At 37.1% G+C, this 20,748-nt stretch carries 17 protein-coding genes; all 17 read right to left on the bottom strand.

Translation table 11 applies throughout. The features are described 5' to 3' along the window. Window positions 1-17: 17 nt before the first annotated feature. Entirely contained in the window at window positions 18-4,514 is a 4,497-nt protein-coding gene (gene essC, locus PQQ29_RS00850; protein WP_187983799.1) for a type VII secretion protein EssC, read from the bottom strand. A 13-nt stretch (window positions 4,515-4,527) separates the two neighbouring features. Next, complete coding sequence (gene essB, locus PQQ29_RS00845; protein ID WP_010990173.1) at window positions 4,528-5,724, bottom strand: type VII secretion protein EssB; 1,197 nt, start codon at window positions 5,722-5,724, stop codon at window positions 4,528-4,530. Between the two features lie 21 nt (window positions 5,725-5,745). Continuing rightward, complete coding sequence (locus PQQ29_RS00840) at window positions 5,746-5,997, bottom strand: EsaB/YukD family protein (RefSeq protein ID WP_003759563.1); 252 nt, start codon at window positions 5,995-5,997, stop codon at window positions 5,746-5,748. A gap of 17 nt (window positions 5,998-6,014) precedes the next feature. Further along, window positions 6,015-6,527, bottom strand: coding sequence for a type VII secretion protein EssA (gene essA / locus PQQ29_RS00835; RefSeq protein ID WP_010990172.1), 513 nt, complete (start codon window positions 6,525-6,527; stop codon window positions 6,015-6,017). Beyond that, window positions 6,517-9,720 (bottom strand): type VII secretion protein EsaA, encoded by a 3,204-nt coding sequence (gene esaA / locus PQQ29_RS00830; protein ID WP_010990171.1) that lies wholly within the window; start codon window positions 9,718-9,720, stop codon window positions 6,517-6,519. The genes essA and esaA overlap by 11 nt, the downstream gene beginning before the upstream one ends. Before the next feature lie 148 nt (window positions 9,721-9,868). Then, complete coding sequence (locus tag PQQ29_RS00825; protein WP_003759554.1) at window positions 9,869-10,162, bottom strand: WXG100 family type VII secretion target; 294 nt, start codon at window positions 10,160-10,162, stop codon at window positions 9,869-9,871. A 325-nt stretch (window positions 10,163-10,487) separates the two neighbouring features. Further along, on the bottom strand, window positions 10,488-11,780 hold the full coding sequence (locus PQQ29_RS00820; RefSeq protein WP_003772678.1) for an adenylosuccinate synthase: 1,293 nt from the start codon (window positions 11,778-11,780) through the stop codon (window positions 10,488-10,490). A gap of 258 nt (window positions 11,781-12,038) precedes the next feature. Next, on the bottom strand, window positions 12,039-13,391 hold the full coding sequence (gene dnaB, locus PQQ29_RS00815; RefSeq protein WP_003721677.1) for a replicative DNA helicase: 1,353 nt from the start codon (window positions 13,389-13,391) through the stop codon (window positions 12,039-12,041). A 24-nt stretch (window positions 13,392-13,415) separates the two neighbouring features. Continuing rightward, window positions 13,416-13,862 (bottom strand): 50S ribosomal protein L9, encoded by a 447-nt coding sequence (gene rplI / locus PQQ29_RS00810; RefSeq protein WP_112120509.1) that lies wholly within the window; start codon window positions 13,860-13,862, stop codon window positions 13,416-13,418. A gap of 2 nt (window positions 13,863-13,864) precedes the next feature. Next, window positions 13,865-15,838 carry a cyclic-di-AMP phosphodiesterase PdeA gene (gene pdeA / locus PQQ29_RS00805; protein WP_003772681.1) on the bottom strand — a complete coding sequence of 658 codons (1,974 nt, stop codon included), beginning with the start codon at window positions 15,836-15,838 and terminating at the stop codon, window positions 13,865-13,867. Window positions 15,839-16,004: 166 nt separating this feature from the next. Continuing rightward, window positions 16,005-16,733, bottom strand: a complete 729-nt coding sequence (locus PQQ29_RS00800) for a LytR/AlgR family response regulator transcription factor (protein ID WP_003759538.1) — start codon at window positions 16,731-16,733, stop codon at window positions 16,005-16,007. Window positions 16,734-16,751: 18 nt separating this feature from the next. Then, on the bottom strand, window positions 16,752-18,047 hold the full coding sequence (locus PQQ29_RS00795) for a sensor histidine kinase (protein ID WP_010990170.1): 1,296 nt from the start codon (window positions 18,045-18,047) through the stop codon (window positions 16,752-16,754). 95 nt (window positions 18,048-18,142) lie between these two features. Next, window positions 18,143-18,304, bottom strand: coding sequence for a cyclic lactone autoinducer peptide (locus PQQ29_RS00790; RefSeq protein ID WP_003721672.1), 162 nt, complete (start codon window positions 18,302-18,304; stop codon window positions 18,143-18,145). After that, entirely contained in the window at window positions 18,288-18,902 is a 615-nt protein-coding gene (locus PQQ29_RS00785) for an accessory gene regulator ArgB-like protein (protein WP_003764750.1), read from the bottom strand. Before PQQ29_RS00785 ends, PQQ29_RS00790 begins: the two co-directional genes overlap by 17 nt. Window positions 18,903-19,157: 255 nt before the next feature. Beyond that, window positions 19,158-19,769: a PepSY domain-containing protein gene (locus PQQ29_RS00780; protein WP_003759535.1), complete on the bottom strand. Its 612-nt coding sequence runs from the start codon at window positions 19,767-19,769 to the stop codon at window positions 19,158-19,160. A gap of 155 nt (window positions 19,770-19,924) precedes the next feature. Continuing rightward, a complete protein-coding gene (gene rpsR, locus PQQ29_RS00775; protein ID WP_003721669.1) occupies window positions 19,925-20,164 on the bottom strand; it encodes a 30S ribosomal protein S18 in 240 nt (79 codons plus the stop codon). Between the two features lie 43 nt (window positions 20,165-20,207). Then, entirely contained in the window at window positions 20,208-20,747 is a 540-nt protein-coding gene (ssb, locus tag PQQ29_RS00770) for a single-stranded DNA-binding protein (RefSeq protein ID WP_003759533.1), read from the bottom strand. Between the last annotated feature and the right edge of the window lies 1 nt (window position 20,748).

The raw sequence follows: 20,748 nt of genomic DNA, 5'->3' as shown, positions 1-20,748 counted from the left end.
TTAACAGCTCCTTTCAATTATTGATTTGGTGCAATAAGTTTAATTTTTTCATATTGACCTTGTTTAATGTAATACGCTTCATACGGCGCTAGCAGAGCTTCTTTATAGATGTTGTTTATGAGACTGAGAATATTTTGATCTGAAATCCGTCCAAGTAAGATACCGGTTTTTTGTTTTCGTAATTCACCAGAAATTTCATCTCGAGCTCTATATAGAATTCCTGTTTGGCTTCCGGTAACAAAGTAGATACCTAATTTAGGTCCATTTTCAATTAGTCGGACCATATTTTTCCTAGCTTCCAGAGACATCTGTTCCGCAGCATAGATACTATCCGTTAGTAGTACATACATTGGTCGTAATTCTTCAACATACATTTTGAGTGTGATTTCTCCATTCGATGCCCGTTGAATCTCCTTCCAACCATCTTCTCGAGCTTCGAGTACGCTAACAATTTGCTCTGAAGCACTATTCATGGCAGTTTCCTCACCTGCGTATATATTTACGTTGTTTCTGTACTGTTGGAATCTGTTAGACGAATTGTCATATAGAGCAATATCCACTTCCATATTCTGACCAATTAGTTCAGTTAGCGAAACCATGGTTCTTTCCAAAACATCTGCATTATCTGTTAAAACAAGTGTGTTGCCATCTGTTTGCACATCTAAATTGACTGGTAATACATCTTCAAAATCTACTGCTATTGGCGTTTTTCCTTCTGAAAATGATTTTTGGACTTGTTTATTTTCTAGATATTCAAGCATATTGATAACTTCAGGTACCATTGGAATTGGCGCAGGTCGTGATCCGTTCCACTCGCTAGACATCGCTTCACTTTCCGCTTGGATTTTTTCAATAATTTCAAGTGTTCCATCCGCGCAAACTGGCAGTGCCGTTTGGAAAACAGTTGGCTCTTCTAATTTAACTAATCCACGGCCCGGAAGTTCTTCAATGGCTAAATCGGTTTTTCCTACAATACTTCTTGCTTCACCTGGTTCAATCATAAATAACGGTATTTGATGTTTTATACTTGCTAACATTTGTACTCGAATAGCATTTTGTCTAACTGCACTCATAACTAAATGAATCCCTACACTCGCTCCTTCACGAGCAATTTGAGCAATTAGTTTTTCAAATACATCTTTATAAGGGGCTTCTCCAACAGAATCAAATGCATCTATAACGAGTAAAATTGCTGGAACTTCTTCCTTACTTGCTTTTTCATACATTGAAATATTCGCAACACCATATTTACTCAATTTTTGCTTACGTTCTTTTAATTCTAGTGTTAAGCGACGAATAAGTTTTCCAATTTTAATTTCTTCATCTACCATAATCGTGTCAGCAACATGCGGTAATTTTTTCAAAGGTAGTAGCCCATTTGTTCCTAAATCTAGTAAATAAACATGCAATCTTTCAGGGTTATGCTGTCTTGCTAAGTCCATTGTTATTGTTTGTAAGAAAGTCGATTTACCGTAACCTGGGCTAGAAAACACAGCTAAATGCCCATCTTTTGCCAAATTAATTGTTAATGGCTCTTGCGCTTGCATTTGTGGTATGTCTAAAAAGCCAATGGTAGCTTGAAGAGGTTGTTTCTCACCGCTCCATAGCTCTTCAGTATTTACTTGGTGCAATTCTGGTAAGAAAATTTGTTCCTCTAGCGGCGGCAGCCAAGGTCTCAGCAACGCCTCAATCCCAGAAGCCTCCGTATACGCATGAATATGATCAATCACCGCATCAAGTTCACTCGGCAGTTTCGTCAAATCATCCTTCTTATCTAATCCGCTCAAATCCTCTGTCAAAATATCATACTGACCCAAGTCATTAATTGCATAAATCGTCGTATCAATATAATCCGTGCTTTCCTTATCTGGCACATAATCCGCGCCACTCCAAGCACTCTGGAACAATTCGTAAATTTCGTTATTACCAACTTGCAAGTATGAACGACCTGGTAGTGTAATTTCTGCTGCGTCTGGTGTTTTCAAAATTTCGTTTGAATCGCTGGCGTTTTGTACTTTTAGGGCCAGTTTGAATTTGGAGTTGGACCAGATTTGGTCATCCACGACGCCGCTTGGTTTTTGGGTTGCTAGGATTAAATGGATTCCGAGTGAACGCCCGATACGTGCTGTCGAAACGAGTTCTTTCATGAATTCTGGTTGTTCTGATTTCAGCTCGGCAAACTCATCCGAAATCAGGAATAAATGCGGCATTGGTTCGGTCGCTTTTCCTTGTTTGTATAGTTTTTGGTATTGGTTGATGTGGTTAACATCGTGCTCGCCAAATAACCGTTGCCTTTTTTGCAATTCGGCTTTGATGGAAGCTAGTGCACGCATGGATTGCGCGCCGTCCAAGTTTGTAATTGTTCCAAGTAAATGGGGCATGTTTTTAAATAAGTTCGCCATTCCGCCGCCTTTATAGTCAATTAGCAAGAATGCGACTTCATATGGGTGGAAATTGACGCCCAGTGAGATAATGTAAGACTGAATGATTTCTGATTTACCAGAACCAGTCGTCCCAGCTACCAAACCATGCGGCCCGTGCGCTTTTTCATGTAGATTCAATTGAACAATATCGTCTTTCCCGCGCAAGCCTAGTGGTACAGCAAGGCTCTTATACGTTTCATTTTTCGCCCAGCGTCCAGCAATGTTTAGCTCCTCGACACGCTCCACACCGTACATTTCAAGGAAAGTGACGGATTCTGGAATAGAGTTTTTCAAGTTTTGTAGATGGTTTAGCGGCGCAAGAGCACGGCTGATTACTTCTTTGTCAAAATCTGCTGGCAAATGGTCAGGCACGAATGCTCGGTTTACCAGATCGCCTTGTTCCAAAATAATGTTCCCGCTCTTCGCATCACGAATATCCACGACCGTCTTCACGTGTTCTGGCAAGCTCTCCATCACATCCTGTACGAATACTAAAGAAACACCTAGTTCGCTTGGATCTTCATTGAAGAATTCCATCACTGTGTGGTCGAGTACTAATTTTTCATCGGTAATCAAAACTACATAATGTGGCGTGAAATATAATTTTTCCTGCTTGCTCGCTTGTTCAGTGAGCGCTTGTTTACGTTCTTTTAAAATTTGATAAAGCGAGTTCAGCACTTGGTCGCGCGAACGTTCATGGTAAACAAAACCACGCACATTCACATCACGCATATTCGCATGCGGTAACCAGCGCATCCAGTCCCAATCCGCCTTCTCTTCTTCTGGGAAAATGGTAATAAATTGCAAATCATAATAACTATGGAAAAGGGATGTTTGCATTACCAACATTTGAAGTTGCTCTAATACTAAACGGCGCGGTCCAATGTAACCCACTGGTCCGTGCATTAAATCTGTCGCAACTGGCACTTCATTAATAGATAAAAATTGTCCTTTGATTTTCACAGCTTCATCAATAAGTTCATCTTTGTCCTGACTAAATTCTTCTTGTTGAAATTCGACGGAAAAACTACTTGCTTCGGCGCCGCGTCCAACTCGGAAAGTCAAGAAATCATGGTGGAACATTGTTTTTTCATAAATACGCGAATCCACGCGTAACGCCATTTTTTCCAGTTCAGTTACATCCGGATAATGGTAAGTTAAGGCGTGGCGTTGCTTCTCGCTTGTTTCATGTAATTCTTTTGTTTTTCGTTTTAAATATAGATCATAGCTCTCGATTCTTTGTTTTGAATCAATTTTGTATTTTTTGCGTGATTTTACGTAATTAATAATCGCCATCGTTATCGTTACTGCCGACATCGCGATGGTCATAATAATATACAGCCCGCGAGGTTGGAAAATAGAAATCATCACAGTAATCGCAACCATGATAAGCGGCGGTAAAATTATCTTAATTAAGCCATCTGTTGGTTTGGAGGGCTTACTAGAAGGTTTCGCCATGCTGATTTTTTCTTCTGGAGCACGGTAAATAATCCGCGGAGAACGGTGATAATCTGGATAGTCTTCACCGAACGAATTGTCCGCTGCGAATAAAGGCGCTAATTTGCTCGTCACGCGATTTTTCACAGCAAGTACACTAATATCTTCTTTTCCGATTGTAATCGTCACACCGTCCGTATAGAGCTGATCACCCGGTTCTAGAACGCAGTCTTCTGTTACTAAAGAAAAATTATGATAAATTTCGCCATTTAAAACTTGTAATTTAAACAGTTTCTCCTTCGCATCACGCAAAAGTAAAAAGTCTGATTTTGTGCCATCAATCGTAACATCATTCTCCGTTCCCGCGCCAAATGCTACAGAAATGTTCATGACGACATCATACACTTGCGTATCCAAATCTTGGCAAAGATAAAATGCTAGATTGTCCACTTTCACGGATTGGTTCACTTGAAGCGCTGTTGTACCGACATTCCACGAGTTTTCATCATATTTAACTTCCATTGATTCAACTAGTTCTGGATAAGTAATTTCGTGTTCGATTGTATTACCAATTGTCACGACTTTTTCAGGGGACAAATGGTGTTTATGACATTGCTGCCCGTTACTAACAATTAATAAAGCCTCTCTATTCATGGTTCATTCTCCCTTATTTTGCTTCTGTATTTGTTGATGCGTCTGTTTCTTTCGTTTGTGCATTTACTTTTTCATCATATTCTTTTAAATTTTCTTCTAGCGTTTTTAGTCTTTCTACTTTTTCATCGCCGCTAAGTTTTGTATCACTTTGGACTTGTTCGATTTGTTTCGTTAAGCTGTACATTGCAAGTGTTGGATCATCTAAAAGTTTCGCAATATCTAGTGACTTACCAAATTCACCGCGACCATTATAAATCCAGTAAAGTAAATTTTTCTGATCTGATTTCAAACTGATGGTATTCATAATGTTTTCTTTCTTTTTATCACTCATTTTTTCGCCGTTAACATAGGAATAAGCAAGCTCGTACTGCACTGATTGCGGCATTTTTTCAGGATCCACATTCTCAAGCCCTGTAATTACTTTGTCGTAGTCTGTTTTAAGAAAATTTTCGTTCGCTGTAAGTAAATCGTTTTGAAGTGGTACTTTGATGAATGCAAAATAGCTCACTGGAATGGCAAGTAAAATCGCTACAATAATAAAACCAACCGCAAGTCCGCGAAAGGTTCCGTATTTTTTCTTTGGAACAATTGCCATATTCTTTTTCACAGTTTTATTTTCTTTCACATAAGCTTCTTCTAAAATATCAGCAATATCTTGAATCGTTTTTGCATCTAAAATACTTTTTTCAAACTGAGTTCCTCTAGCACCCGAAAGCGAGCCATTATATAAATTTTCAAAAGAAAACTTCTTGGAAAACAGCGCAATCGCAAAACACTGATATTGCTTAAAGAATATTTCTTCGGTCAATTCATATGGTGGTAAAATATTCTTAATCCCGCGGTGAACAATACTCGGAACTAAATTTATATCAAAAATCAAATTATCGGGATGTAAGAAAAAAGTATAGCGTGTATTCAGTAATTCACTTAAATCCGCAATATTCCGCAACGCTCGTAGCTTATCTTCGCGTTCCATTTTGCGAACTTGCTCAAAGCCATATGTATGTTGAGCAATCTCATAAGAAATCGTATAGGAATCGCTATCGCTCGTAATTTTTGCCGGAACAAAATGAGCAGCTGGTTTTTCTAATAATTCTAGTTGCGCTAGTTCTTTTGCATGTGTTTTTGATTTAGGAAACGTTACACTCCACGCTAAATCCTCATAAGTAAAATCGTAAGCTGTTCCGTCCATTTCTGTTGTCTTATTCATCGTTTTCATTCTCCTTTTTTTCTATAAAATTTCTAAAATGTCGCCATCAGCAATTTGAAAATTAGTTAATTTATCATCATCGCTTAGTAAAATAGCTTTATTCGTCGTTTTTATTGTACATTTGGATAAATCTTTATATTCTATTTTGAGTGTTTCTGCCAAATTAATAATTAATGCTTTAATTGGTTGATGGACTGGGATGCGTAAATCATACTTATCCGCACCCCAATTAGTGAAATCAACCGTCACATTCATATGTGTATTTTTAGCCATTTCGTTTTCCCCGCTTTCTATTCAAATACATTACGCGCCGCCACATAAATTCCGCCAGCTAAAGCCAAAAGTGTTCCAGCAATTGCTCCACCAACTGTTTTTTGCTTTGTCTTTTTAGTTTCATCTTCTGTGATTGTTTCCGTAACCGTCGTTTCATTTGTTGCAGCCTTCGTTTCATATTCTTCAGCAAATAATTTTTCTTTTGTCTTTTTAACCGTTTCACCAGCAGTTGGCTCTTCTTCAAACAACGACTCTTTAATCCGGTCATATTCAGCTTTTTCTGTCGCTTTTTGTTTCGCTATCTTTTCATCCATTTCATCTGTAAAAAGTGGAATACCTTGTTTATCAAGCTCTGTTTCTTCCATGTCTTCCAGTTCTTTGGTCTTTTCTTCATTTGTCTTTTGAAGACGATCTGTTTTAATGTCCATTTTCCCACTATTTTCAAGATAACTATCCGAATCCGCAGCGAGGACACTAGGAGAAAAAGCGAAACAAATCAATACAATAAATACTGCAATATTAAATTTCATCTGAATCCTCCTCTGCATCTTCTTTGTTAGAACGGTGCCAAACGAACAGGTTAAGCCCTGTAAACACTAATGTCGCGCCAATCAAACTGTATACAATAATAATGTAATCTTGTTGCATACTTAAAATTCCATTCAGCAACTGTTCCATATATTGTAGTGGTGAAAATTTCCTAAAGGTCGCAAAAATTGATTCATTATCGATATTAAGTCCAACCGCATCTGTTAAAAATAGGTACAAACTCAAAACGAGTAAAACAATCGACATTCCAATCATGTTTAATTGGCGTAGTACGTACGAAAATGCAGTAACAAGCGCCATCATAATCAGTAAACAAACCCCAATCCATAGGAAAATCCCAATTTCGCCTAAATCAAAAATAAAGCCAGAAATAGCGCCGATTACTAAGCCTTCAATTATTCCAACACATATCATCAAAAACGTGATTGGAATATTTTTAAAGACAATGGACATTTCTTTTTCAAATTCATTTAGTTGCTGGCGTTTCTTCTCTTGGTGAGAAATAACATAACTTGTGAAAATCGCCAAAATTGTACAAATTAGAACCATGAAGTACGGCATTGATTTATCTCCAGCGACAATAGTTCCCGCATTCATTTTATCTACTGGATTACTTAAGAAACTGTAGAGATTTTCATTTTGCCGATCGCCAATACGGCTATTTTCCATAACTTTAGCGAAATTTTTCTGGAAAGTTTCATCATCTTTCAGTTTTTCTCCTAAGTCCTCCGATAAAGTAGAAGCTTCTTTAACTAGGGTTTCACCGCTTTGCTGAATATTCTTCGCTTCCTTATCAATCGCATCAAAAGTTTCATAGACAACTTCCGCCGACTTTAAGTTGCCTTCAGACGTCCCAGCAAGTGATTCACTTTCCGCTAAAAGTCCGGCAAATTCAGAATTCAGTTGAAGCGCCATTGTAGCTTCCTCACCCGTTTTATCTAAAACTACATCATTTTCTTTTATTAAATCCTTACTTGCATTTCGCCAAGATTCTAGATTTTCTAAAGTTAGTGCTAAATTGGTATTTAAATTTATTGCTTGTTCGGTTGTCTCAGTGAGCCTGTTAGTGACATCTTCTGAGCGCGAATTCGCTTCGGCCATTGTATATTTATAATCATCAATCCGTTGTTTGAATGCATTAATTTTTTTCTTATAATCCGCTACAAATCGGTCTGTTGTAAGATTTACAAAATTACTAATAACATCTTCCTTATTAAAAATGTAGTAATACGAAGACGTTTTCGCAGAGTTTTCTAAGGTAATACTATAATTACTAAAATCCGGTAGCTGTGCTGAGTCACTTGCGTCAATTCCGTAATACAAATCAAACAACGCCTGCAACTTATAATAATCTTTCACTGTATTAGTAATAGCTTTTACAGAAGTTTTTGTTTCGTTAAGATACGTAGGCTCTGTGACTTTAATAGGTACAACTTCTTTTCTAACTACGAGCGAACTTTCTGGAGTAGAGGGATCTAAACCAATTGGAATCGTAGGCATTTGAGGATATTCTTGTTTTTCATATTGTTGCAAGGAAGCAGTCCAATTAACTGCCCCAACTAAAGGCACACTTGCTCCCTCTTTTAGTTTCGCTGTCCCCGTAACCTTAATTTCAACTGGCGTCCCTAGAGCTGGAATGGTAAGTCTTAAGCCGTTTTCACCATAAGGAGCTACTTGAACTAATCCCGTTTGAGCATCTCCATTTACAACCCCAACAACATTTTCAAATGAAAAGTTTTCATCTAATGTTAGGAGAATTTCAGAAGCATATTCACTTCCTTCTAGGGTAATTGAACTACTTTCTAGCGCCACGCCTTCTGATTTCAGCTTGTTTATAGCGTCACTTTTTAGCGTATCTGTTGGTAGAGTTTTCATTTCATTTGTGATGCTGAAATTATCACCAAAAGCACTGCGATGACTGCTATAATATTTTTTTGAAATGGTTACAATATTTTTATATAACTCCTCGTCAAGTCCGATTGAAGCTAATTGGTCCGTATTGTATGTCGGTAAAGCCTTGATAGTTTTCACAATCATATTGTTAAAACCAGCATTAATATCCTCGCCAGCCAAATCTTTAAGACCAATTTCATTCAATCTATCAGAGTACTCGTTTTCTTGTAGAATACGTAACAAGTCGTTATATACTGCTGTACGGAAATCATTTTCGAGCGTTCCGATGATCTCAGCATCTAACGCTTCAATACGAGCATTCGTTTCTGCAATGTAGCTTTGTAACGCTTGAGTCTGGGTGAGTAACGAATTGTTTCCTTCTATAATCTGGAATTCTGAAGTCATCTGATCATTGGCTCTTTCTAAAGCGACTGTTTGCGTTCTAATATCTTCCGCAGTCAAAGTTCCATCAAATGTCTGTAAATTTTCCGCGAATCCGGCTCGAAGTGGACCATTTTCCTCTTGCGTTTTTGTAAAAGCATCCATATTCTTCATATGTTCCGCATTTTCTTTTTTAGCGAGATTTAAGCTTTCTTCAAAAGCCTTCATAATCTCTTGAAAACCCTGAAAACTCTCTTTAGAGGCTCCGGTATAATCTTCTACTGTTTTAAATTGTTTTGTATAATTTGATAGTGGATTATTTATATCTTTGTTGTAAATTGCGTCATATTTTTTCTCTTCTTTTACTAATGTGCCAATATTGTCTTGCGCTTCTTGTAACGTGGTTAAAATGCTCGCAAAATAAACATCAATAATACGCGTGTTGAAATCTTCCAATACAGACGCAGCTGTTTTTTCTGCTTCTGCTTTTAGGTCGCTATTTCCAACGTCATTTACTTTGTAACTAATGGTTACTTTTTCTGGCGCCTCTGATGTCATAGATAATGCTTTTTTAGAAAAATCACTCGGAATAACAATCATCATATTGTATACATCTCGTTTTAAGCCGCTCTCCGCAACACCGCGACTTACAACGTACCATTCATGTTCTTCGTCTTTTTCAACACTTTTAACAAATTGATTTCCAAACTCTGCCCGTTTTCCTTGGAATGTGTCTCCTTGGTCCTCATTAACAAGCGCGATAGTCATTTTATGCGCTTTTTCCGTATTATTTTTATCACCCTTACTAGCCCCTTGATTCAAGGCTAAATAAGTAATTCCTGCCGATAAAAAAATCGCCAAGACTAAAAAGAGTAAAATACTCCATTTTACTTTTTTCATTCATGTCCACTCCCGCTGTGTCTTTTTTTATATAAATGCCTTTTTAGACATAAGCTTTCTATTTTAGAAAAAGCCATGCAAAAAACTGCATGGCTTTTCGTAAAGCATCCAACGATATTTGTATGTATGCTTTACTGTTTAATGATTTTTAGAATCCGAAGTTTTGAGAAAGTTGTTGATCGTGCTCTTCTACTGCGTTTGCTGTCTTCTCAAGTTGATCGTTAATTTGATCCATTAAGTTTGCGAATTCAGTTACTTTTGGTTTTAATTGCTCAAATTGATCATCAAAACGCATAAAAGCTTGACCTTCCCATTCGCTACGTAGTTGATCTTGTAGTTGACTTAAACGACTTAGAATATCCTCAATATCTCGACCACTTTGACCGTAAGTTTTCGCGCGATCACGTAGTTCGCTTGGACTCATACGAATTTGACCTGACATTCACTTCATCTCCTCTTATTATCTATTGTGAATAAGCTATCACAATCAAATTATATCATGAATTCACAAAAGAAATTGTGACATAAAAACGAACAAAACCACTTCATTTCAACGTTATTAGGTATTTTTGTGGAATCCCATTTCTATAAAAAGATGTGTTTTTCACAAACAAAACTTATTTTTGTTAAATTTTACAACTTTTAAATACACAAATGATACACAGTGATTTTAAAGAAAAAGTCCTTGCCATGAGCAATATTTCCTATTAATAACATCAAAAAAACTCTCCAAGGAAAATCCTCAGAGAGTTTAGGTTGTAGTAATATTAAGCTAAACGCCACACGCTTTTAACAACGTGAGTTTGCGCGCGGTCAGGACCTACAGAGAACATAGAAACTTGCACACCTGTAAGTTGAGCAATGCGTTCCATGTAATGACGACAATTTACTGGTAGGTCATCTAATGATTGCACTTCAGTAATATCTTCTGTCCAACCAGGCAGTTCTTCATAAACAGGTTCACAACGAGCTAAGTCTTTCAAGCTTGCCGGGAATTCTGTAATTGTTTTTCCGTCTAACTTGTACGCTACACAGATTTTAAGTGTTTCAATCCCTGTCAAAACGTCCAGTAGCGTTAAGGATAAATCTGTTAGTCCGCTCACACGACGAGCATGACGAACAACCACGCTATCAAACCAACCTACACGACGCGGACGACCAGTAGTTGTACCATATTCATGGCCAACTTCACGGATAGTGTCACCAATAGAATCAAATAATTCAGTTGGGAAAGGACCATCTCCAACACGAGTTGTATATGCTTTTGCAACACCAACAACATGATTGATTTTCGATGGGCCAACACCGCTACCAATTGTTACGCCACCAGCAATCGGATTACTTGAAGTTACAAATGGATATGTTCCTTGATCAATATCAAGCATAACCCCTTGCGCTCCTTCAAATAACACACGTTTGCCATCATCTAATGCATCATTTAAAACAACTGACGTATCACAAACATAGTCTTTAAATTGTTGACCATATTCGTAGTACTCATCTAAAATATCTTCTAATTTAAAGCCCTCTAGCTCATAAAAACGCTCTAGTAAACGGTTTTTCTCACCAAGATTATGCTCTAATTTTTCTTTAAAAGTTTCTTTATCTAGTAAATCGATAATACGAATACCAACACGAGCTGCTTTATCCATGTATGCCGGCCCGATACCTTTTTTCGTTGTACCGATTTTGTTTGCGCCTTTACGTTCTTCGTCAGCTTCATCAATCCGAATGTGATACGGTAAAATAATGTGCGCGCGGTTAGAAATACGCAAATTAGAAGTATCCACGCCTTTGTCATGAAGATATTTTAATTCCTCCACTAAAGCTTTTGGATCAACAACCATACCGTTACCAATAACACTAATTTTTTCTTTGTAAAAGATACCTGATGGAATTAAGTGCAATTTGTACGTTACGCCATCAAACTTAATTGTATGACCCGCATTGTTCCCACCTTGATATCTAGCAATCGCTTCTGCATTCTCGGAAAGAAAATCCGTAATCTTCCCTTTTCCTTCATCGCCCCACTGTGTTCCTACAACAACAACTGAAGACATTTAAACACCTCATTTAATTGGTCTTTGATAGCTATGATTTTTTCATAGCCTCTTCATTTTCCACTATACATTGTACCGTTTGCCACCAAAATAGTCAATGGATTTACGAACATTGATTTGTAAGGTAATTTTATCGTTCGCTTTTTTAATCATTTTAATAGAAAACCAAAGTACATTTTTAGTAATACGATACCTTTTTGCATAAAATAAAAACCTTGCAAACTCCAAATCTAATTAGAATTTCACAAGGTTTCCTTATTAAGCCATTGCGTCATCATAACGCACTTCTAAATTCACAAACTTATTGTATTCTTTTACAAAGGCTAATTTCACGTCACCGACCGGACCATTACGTTGTTTTGCAATAATAATCTCAATCGTACCGTCATTTTCACCTTCCCGATCATAGTAATCTTCCCGGTATAAAAAGGCTACAATATCCGCATCTTGCTCAATCGAACCCGATTCACGAATATCTGACATCATTGGACGTTTATCTTGACGTTGCTCTACACTACGAGACAACTGTGAAAGGGCAATTACCGGTACTTCAAGTTCCCGCGCCAAAGCTTTTAACGACCGAGAAATCTCAGAAACCTCTTGTTGCCTATTTTCACCGCCACGACCGCTCCCCGCAATAAGTTGCAAGTAGTCGATTACGATCATACCAAGACCTGTTTCTTGTTTTAAACGACGACATTTGGAACGAATCTCATTCACACGAACACCCGGCGTATCATCAATATAAATCCCAGAATTAGAAAGTGTACCCATCGCGATTGTCAGCTTTTGCCAATCATCGCTCGTTAAAGCACCCGTCCGTAAATTCTGCGCATTAATATTTCCTTCCGCACAAAGCATACGCATAACAAGTTGTTCCGCACCCATTTCCAAACTAAAAATGGCCACATTCTCGTCTGTTTTCGTTGCAACATTTTGCGCGATATTTAAGGCGAATGCCGTTTTACCAACAGAAGGACGCGCGGCAACAATAATTAAATCATTCCGCTGAAATCCAGCTGTCATTTTGTCCAGCTCGTTAAATCCAGTCGGAATACCAGTAATATCACCTTTACGATTATGCAAAATTTCAATATCATCATAAGTTTTAACTAGGACATCTTTAATATTCTTAAATGCACCAACATTTTTACGTTGCGAAACTTCCAAGATACTCTTTTCCGCTTCGTCCATAAGCATATCGAGCTCGTCTTCGCGCGAATAACCATCTGTTGCAATTTGGGTAGCAGTTCTAATTAAACGTCTGAGAAGCGCCTTGTCCTCGATAATATGGGCATAGTATTCCAAGTTAGCCGCAGTTGGTACAGCACCGGATAATTCCGTCAAATAAGGCAAACCACCCGCATCTTCTAAATTACCCTTGGCAGCAAGCGCCTCATATACTGTTAAAACATCGACAGCCTTCCCGTGGTCATTCAAATCAAGCATCGTTTCAAAAATGATTTGGTGACCAGTTCGATAAAAATCATCCGGCATTAAAATTTCAGAAGCAGTAATCAGCGCATTTGGCTCAAGAAATATCGCGCCCAGTACAGCTTGTTCGGCTTCAATATTTTGTGGTGGTGTTCTGTCCTGGAAATTATTATCCACTGTCTTACGCTCCCTTAAGAAAAATTATTCTTCACTCACATGTACATCAAGTGTTGCCGTTACTTCATGGTGCAATTTCACCGGCACCTTCGTATGTCCTAAAGCCCGAATCGCTTCTGGTAAGTCCATTTTACGTTTATCTATTTTAATACCATGTGTTTTTTCAAGCGCTTGAGCAATTTGTTTAGATGTAATAGAACCAAACAATCTGCCGCCTTCACCAGACTTCGCTTTTAATTCCACTGTTAAATTTTCCATTTTTTCTTTCAAAGCTTTTGCTTCAGCTAGTTCTTCAGCAGCTAATTTATCTTCTTTTTTCTTTTGCGCGGAAAGTGTGCTTAAAGCCGCATTGCTAGCTTCAACCGCGTAACCGTTTTTAATTAAAAAATTGTTTGCATAACCATCTGCAACATTTTTTGTTTCACCTTTTTTACCTTTACCTTTTACGTCTTTTAAGAAAATAACTTTCATAATTATGTTTCTCCCTTCCAATACGCATCAATGGCGCTAATTAATTGTTTTTCTGCTTCTGCAATTGTAACATCTTTAAGCTGTGTGGCTGCATTCGATAAATGTCCACCACCGCCTAGTTTTTCCATAATGACTTGCACATTGATTTGTCCAAGCGACCTCGCGCTAATCCCGATTAATTTATCTGGACGTAGCGTGATAACGAAGGATGCCTGTACACCTTCCATCGAAAGCATCGTATCCGCCGCCTGCGCAGCTATAACCGTGCCGAATTCCTCGTCTTCATGTCCAGTCGCAATTGCCATACCATCATGATAAATTTCAAGCGACTCTACTAAACGACTCCGCTGTGTAAAAGTAGTTATATCCTCTTTTAAAAATTGTTGCACTAAAATTGTATCTGCTCCAAGCGATCGTAAATAGCTCGCCGCATCAAATGTTCTTGAACCAGTTCGAAGCGTAAAGTTTTTCGTATCAACAACAATTCCCGAAAGTAATGCTGTCGCTTCAATTTTCCCAACCTGTTCTAAATCAGGCTGGTACTCAAATAGCTCCGTAATCAGTTCCGCTGTAGATGACGCATATGGCTCAATATAAACCAGAACCGGATTACCAACAAATTCCTCTGAACGACGGTGATGATCAACAACGACCACATTCGTAGCAGAATCAAGCAGTTCCTTATTAATAACCATCGAAGGTTTGTGCGTATCAACTACGACAAGCAAACTCTTCTCTGTGATATTTTCCAGCGCAACTTGTGGAGTCACAATGTTTTTAATCACATTTGGATATTCTTCAATTTCATTCATTAGTCGCTTCACATCAGGACTCATTTTGCCAGGTTCAACGACCACATAAGCATTCCGATTGTTCATTTCAGCAATTCGCATTACACCTAGACTTGACCCAATTACGTCCATATCCGGATAGCGATGCCCCATAACAAAAACTTGGTCACTTTGCGTAATTAGTTCTTGCAAAGCTTGCGAGATAACGCGTGCCCGAACTCGAGTCCGTTTTTCCATCGGATTCGTTTTCCCACCATAAAATCTAACTTTTCCTTCAGGTTGTTTGATTACGACCTGATCTCCGCCTCGCCCTAGAGCAAGGTCCAAGCTTGACTGAGCCAAATCTGCCAACTTAATCAAATCATCTTCCTTATAACCAATCCCAATACTTAAAGTCAGCGGAATATTTTGTTTTGACGTCCGCTCACGAATTCGGTCCAAGATTTGAAACTTCTCTTCCTCCAATTGCTTCAACATTTCTTCGGTCAAAAAAGCCATAAATCGGTCTGTCGAAATTCGCTTCAAATAAATACGGTGCTCCCTGGCCCAGTTAGTCAACATCGATGTCACTAAGTTATTTAGGGCACTACGGCGTCTATCATCCATACCCTGCGCCCATTCATCATAATTATCTAAGAAAATAACCGCAAATACTGATTTATTCGCTTGAAATTTCTTATTTAAATCATAATACTCCGTTCGGTCATATAAGTACAAAATCCGCTCTTTTCGCTTTACAATCGTATCAAAACGATGCTCACGCCAAGCAATTGACATAATTCCTTTTTCATCATTTCCAGTTATTACATCCAGAAATTCCGGTCCCACTTCTTCCAAAGATTCACCAATTAGCTCAGTTTTATCAAAGTATTTGGACATGAAAGGGTTAACCCATTCGATTTTATAATGTTCATCATACAGAAGTATCCCCATCGGCATTTCAACTAGCGCTTCTTCTTCACTACGCTTAATCCGATACGTTAAATTAGAAACATACAATTGAACGTCTTCATTTAGGCGATATTCAAAGTAAAACATCGCAACTGTAAGAATAATTCCGCCAACAACTACTAACGCCGATAACCACCACGAAAAAAAGAACGTGATTACGCTCAAAATAATTGTCGCTGCAATCAGACCGTATAATGGATATTTAAGCATTCGTTTTTGAAAATAGCCTGACATTTCATCCAGCTCCCCATTTTTTTACATACCTTTTGTCTGAATTTGAGTATCTATATCATAACATAAAATTAACTAACAATTCATCACTATTATTTTACCTATATTTCCCCATTTCATCAAATTCAAGCTGACGTTCGTACAAAAAAAGCGACCCTGAAGGCCACTTTTATAAACTCAAACTTTTAATTAGTTTTGATGATGCATAACAATTTTCTCCGTTAGACATCTTCACCACGCCTTTTGTCGTATCAAGTTCGTGGATATTTTTCTTATTCACAATATACGAGCGATGGCACCTATAAAAAGATTCATCCAACATTTTCTCAATGCTTTTCAACTTACCATAAAATTCCACTTGGCGATTTTTGCCATGTAAAATTACTTTATGAATCGTAGGCGCTGTTTCGAAAAACAAAATATCGTCTAAAAGTTCGTGAATAATCTTTTTATCGGAAACTTTAAAGGTAAAATACTTCTGCATATCTTGGTCGTTAGAGATTCGTTCTTCTGCCTGCTTCATACAAGCTAAAACACGGTCATGCAACATATCAATATCATCTTTAATAATGTAATCAAGCGCTTCCACCTTGTACGTGAAAGTCATATAACTCAGTTCCGCATGTGTCGTAATGAAAATGATGAAACCGCGTGGATCGAATTTCCTGATTTCTTGAGCTAATTCAAAGCCATTCATGTCCGGTTGTCCTAAATCAATATCAAGAAAATACAGTCCCATACCTTGATGTCTAGGCATTCGTGATACTAACTCAAACGGATCACCTGTTGAAAGTTCCAACTTCATATCAAAATGTTCAACCATTATATAGTCTTCAATATATTTTGTTAACCTTTCTCGCTGCATCCTATTATCTTCACATATAAAAACCGGTAGCATAAAATCATCCCCATTCTTCTACATAATTTCTAATTCTTGAATAACTTCTCTATTAGTCACTTTTGTATCTAAGGCAACGTGCGAATATTTCTTCATAATCTCCCGCAAACTAGCAAGTCCTAAACCACGACCCTCTCCTTTTGTGGAAAAACCTTCTTCAAATATTTTATAAATCGGTGGCATATTTACTGGCAAGCTATTCGCAAACACAATAATAATGCTATCACCCTTCTTCACAAACGCGATTCGAATAACTGGATTTTCACAAGTTAGTGCCGCTTCGACAGCATTGTCCAGTAAAATCCCGACAACTTTGCATAAATCTATGCTATCCATCGAAATCTTATCAATCGGTTCAACTACTTCTAAAATTGCATCAATTTTCAACTCTTGGGCTCGTATTAACTTAACCGCCAATAAGCCTTTCAGTTCAATCACATGAATATTTTGAAGCAAAGAAATTTTATAGTTGTTAGATTCAATTGTTTTATTTATAGGTACGATATTATTTTCAAAGTAATACTTCAAACCCGGCATATCATCGTTATCAATATATCCTACAAGCGTTGACAGGATATTCACATAATCATGACGAAAAACGCGCATTTCTCTATGCAGGGACTCTAATGTAGTAACATAATCCTGTAACTGTTCTAGCTGTTCCTTCTGATTCTGTACTTTAAGTTCATTGGTTGCAGTGTTAATCACAACCGTCACAATAACTATTAACAAAATGGTATATCCTGTAAAAATAAGCGTATTAATTTTCAAAACTGATCCATCGAAACCTGCGATTGACCCCGCATATATGTTCATATAGAACGCTAAGACAGTAAGAGCCACGATAGAAAAAATAATGTACGCATATTTTCTATGTTCAACAAATCTAGAAATATTAACTTTTTCAATCAATTTTCTAAGAATAAACGAAAATACCAACAAGTTCGCCAGCATTCCCGCACAGTAAATTAGTGTTGGTAACAATTCATTAAATATTTCATCATATTTAAAGTTCAAGCCCGGTACTAAAATAAAACCTACTATAGAATCACTGATAGTAAGCAAAATAATGACCACAAGCGTAATAGAACCTGAAACTATCACATTTTTATTTTTCCAATATAAGGCACTTACAAAAACAATCAACACAAAAATCATCGACCAGTATTGAACTAATGTAAATAAAGGGAAGGCTAGCATAGCAATTGCTATAGTAACCAATCCCTCTTTAATTGAAAAAACTTTGTTTGTCAAAATCTGGATTGCTATAAAAATACCCGTTATCTGTATAATTGCCATCAAAATACTAAACATATTAATCCTCCACTGTCTAAAATATCTATGTTTAAATATGTAAGTTTGCCTTCTTTTTATTTTAGCATGAATTTTGATGTTATACAGTTTTAAATTTATTTATTTTCGTTTTTTTCTTGCATTTTCACAAATGGACTTTTTGGTTCGTATACAAACATGAAACAAGCTTTACTCATAGAAGAATCCGCAACTTTCATGGATTGTTCTTCTAGCTTTCTAGAAAGGAATTTACCAACTGATTTATTCATATTTTTCATAGTTCCGATACCTCCTTTTCAATAGTTTGTAAGTAAGTGGATTAATACTTATCACCTGAAACAAAGATCCTACCATGATTAATGTTTTCATCTCTGCGAATGGTATTAGTAACGCAATTCCCGTTAAAATTAGCGTTCCTATCATCGCTTTTCTTTTTAGTTTTTTCCGGTGTTCTTCACCGATTAAAGGCAAACTTTCTGTGTCTGCCGGAGCGAATAAAAACATGTTGAGTAGTATAAATGCAAATGTGCCTAAAACAATCCAATTATTAGAAGGTATATTTTGGAAAATAAAAGGTGCAAGCACAAACATTGTTAAGCTAATTAGTGTACAGTTCAATGTTTTGGTCGCATGTAATCCAAAAGAATACCGTCTGAGCCATAAATATGACAGATGCACTGTCACTGTTTGCAGTAATAACCCTGTTACTAAGGCAATACCGTATACGATTGCAAACTTCATGACGTTAATTAAAATTATCTCCAGCCCATATTTTACTTTTAAATAACCTTCTTCGTCATCTTTCCAGCGATCTTTTGAAATCAAAACATCCGCCATTCTTTCTGACAAAGGTACTTTTGCAGTAAAATTACTCAACTAATTCACCTCCACTAACATTTTACAACGAATTTAGCCATTATAACCAAAAATGTAATGAAATGTCCGATTCTTGTCATGAACGACTCAAAAACAGCAAAAATGCCGATTTTTTGGATACATTTCAGAATTTTCAAACGTGTAAAAAGTACCTCTGAATAGTAACAAAAGACTATATTAACCTTTAACTTTAGTAATATTATTCATAAAAAAAGCTACCTGCGAAAGAATAATCACAGGTAACTTTTCGTGTTTTTAGTCATCTTGTTCTGTTTGTAAGACATCTAATGTTTTTGAATTTAACTTAATTTCGTATTTATTGTTACCTTGTTTTACAGTTACTTCATAATAAGTTGTATCTAATTCTCTTTCTATTTTCCAACTTGTTACATCGCCTGCTTGCTCGCTAACGGCTTTGTCCATTGCTTCTTTTGGTGATTTAATTCCATCTAAGCTGATTTTTTCGTTTTCTTTTTCTACTCCACCTGTATCTTCTTTATCTAATTTATCGGTTTCGTCAGCTAATTCTTCTTTTGTTTCTGCATTAAATTTCATTTCGTACTCATTATCGTTTGAGATACCTTCTACTTTATAAATATATTTTCCCAAGTTTTTCTCTAATTCAACGCTAGAAATTTCTGCATCACTATGTTTATCTTTAAATGCTTTCACCGCGTCTTCATAACTCATATCGAAGCTTTTATTTTGCAAGCTATCGGATGAGCTTTTATCGTTGTTACTTTTGCTACTAGTAGTTTCTTTACTGCTATTACTTGAAGAAGTATCCTTATCATCATTAAAACTACACGCAGATAGTGCTCCTACTAATAATACTGCCACCCCTACTGTTGCTAATTTTTTATACATTTTTGTTGCCCCCTGTGTATTTTTTTACTTCTATTTAAGAATAACATGAATGTAAGATGCTAAACGTCCAACTTAAGCCCTAAGTTTCCTCCGCATAAAGTCTCCATTTAACAAAAAACAGCCTAGAAATAAATTCTAGACTGTTAATAGTTAACTTATTTTTCTTCAGCAACAAATGGTAGTAATGCCATTTGGCGAGAGCGTTTGATAGCAACAGTAAGTTTACGTTGATATTTAGCGCTTGTTCCAGTTACACGACGAGGTAAAATTTTACCACGTTCGGAAACGAATTTTTTAAGAAGTTCTACATCTTTATAATCGATATGCGTAATACCATTGGAAGTAAAGTAACATACTTTTTTCCGACGGCGTCCGCCTCTGCGTCCTCCAGCCATTGAAAGTTCCTCCTATCTTAAAGTTCAAACCGCTAAAATGAATTTAGAATGGTAAATCGTCATCAGAAATGTCGATTGGCTTACCATCACTTGCAAAAGGATCATTGTTAGTGGATTGATAATTTTGATTTTGAGATTGTTGCTGGTCCTGTCCGAATCCACCGTTATTAGTAGGTGCTTGTCCGAAGTTATTTCCACCGTTATTATAATTATTGTTGTTATTTCCGCCTTGATAGTTATTATTTCCGCCACCGCCATTAGAATTGCGCGGTTCAAGGAATTGAACACTCTCAGCTACAATTTCTGTCACATAAACACGTTTGCCATCGTTTCCCTCGTAATTACGAGTTTGAACCCGGCCATCAACGCCTGCCATGCTTCCCTTCTTCAGGAAATTAGCAACGTTTTCTGCTGGTTTACGCCAAACAACACAATTAATAAAGTCAGCTTCTCGTTCTCCCTGTTGGTTAGTGAACGTACGATTTACAGCTAAGGTAAAAGTCGCAACGGCCACACCAGCTGGAGTGTAACGTAATTCAGGATCCTTTGTTAAGCGTCCTACAAGTACTACACGATTCATCATG

This window comes from Listeria innocua (assembly GCF_028596125.1).
GTDB lineage: Bacteria > Bacillota > Bacilli > Lactobacillales > Listeriaceae > Listeria > Listeria innocua.
This window is presented reverse-complemented; position numbering and strand designations above follow the sequence as displayed.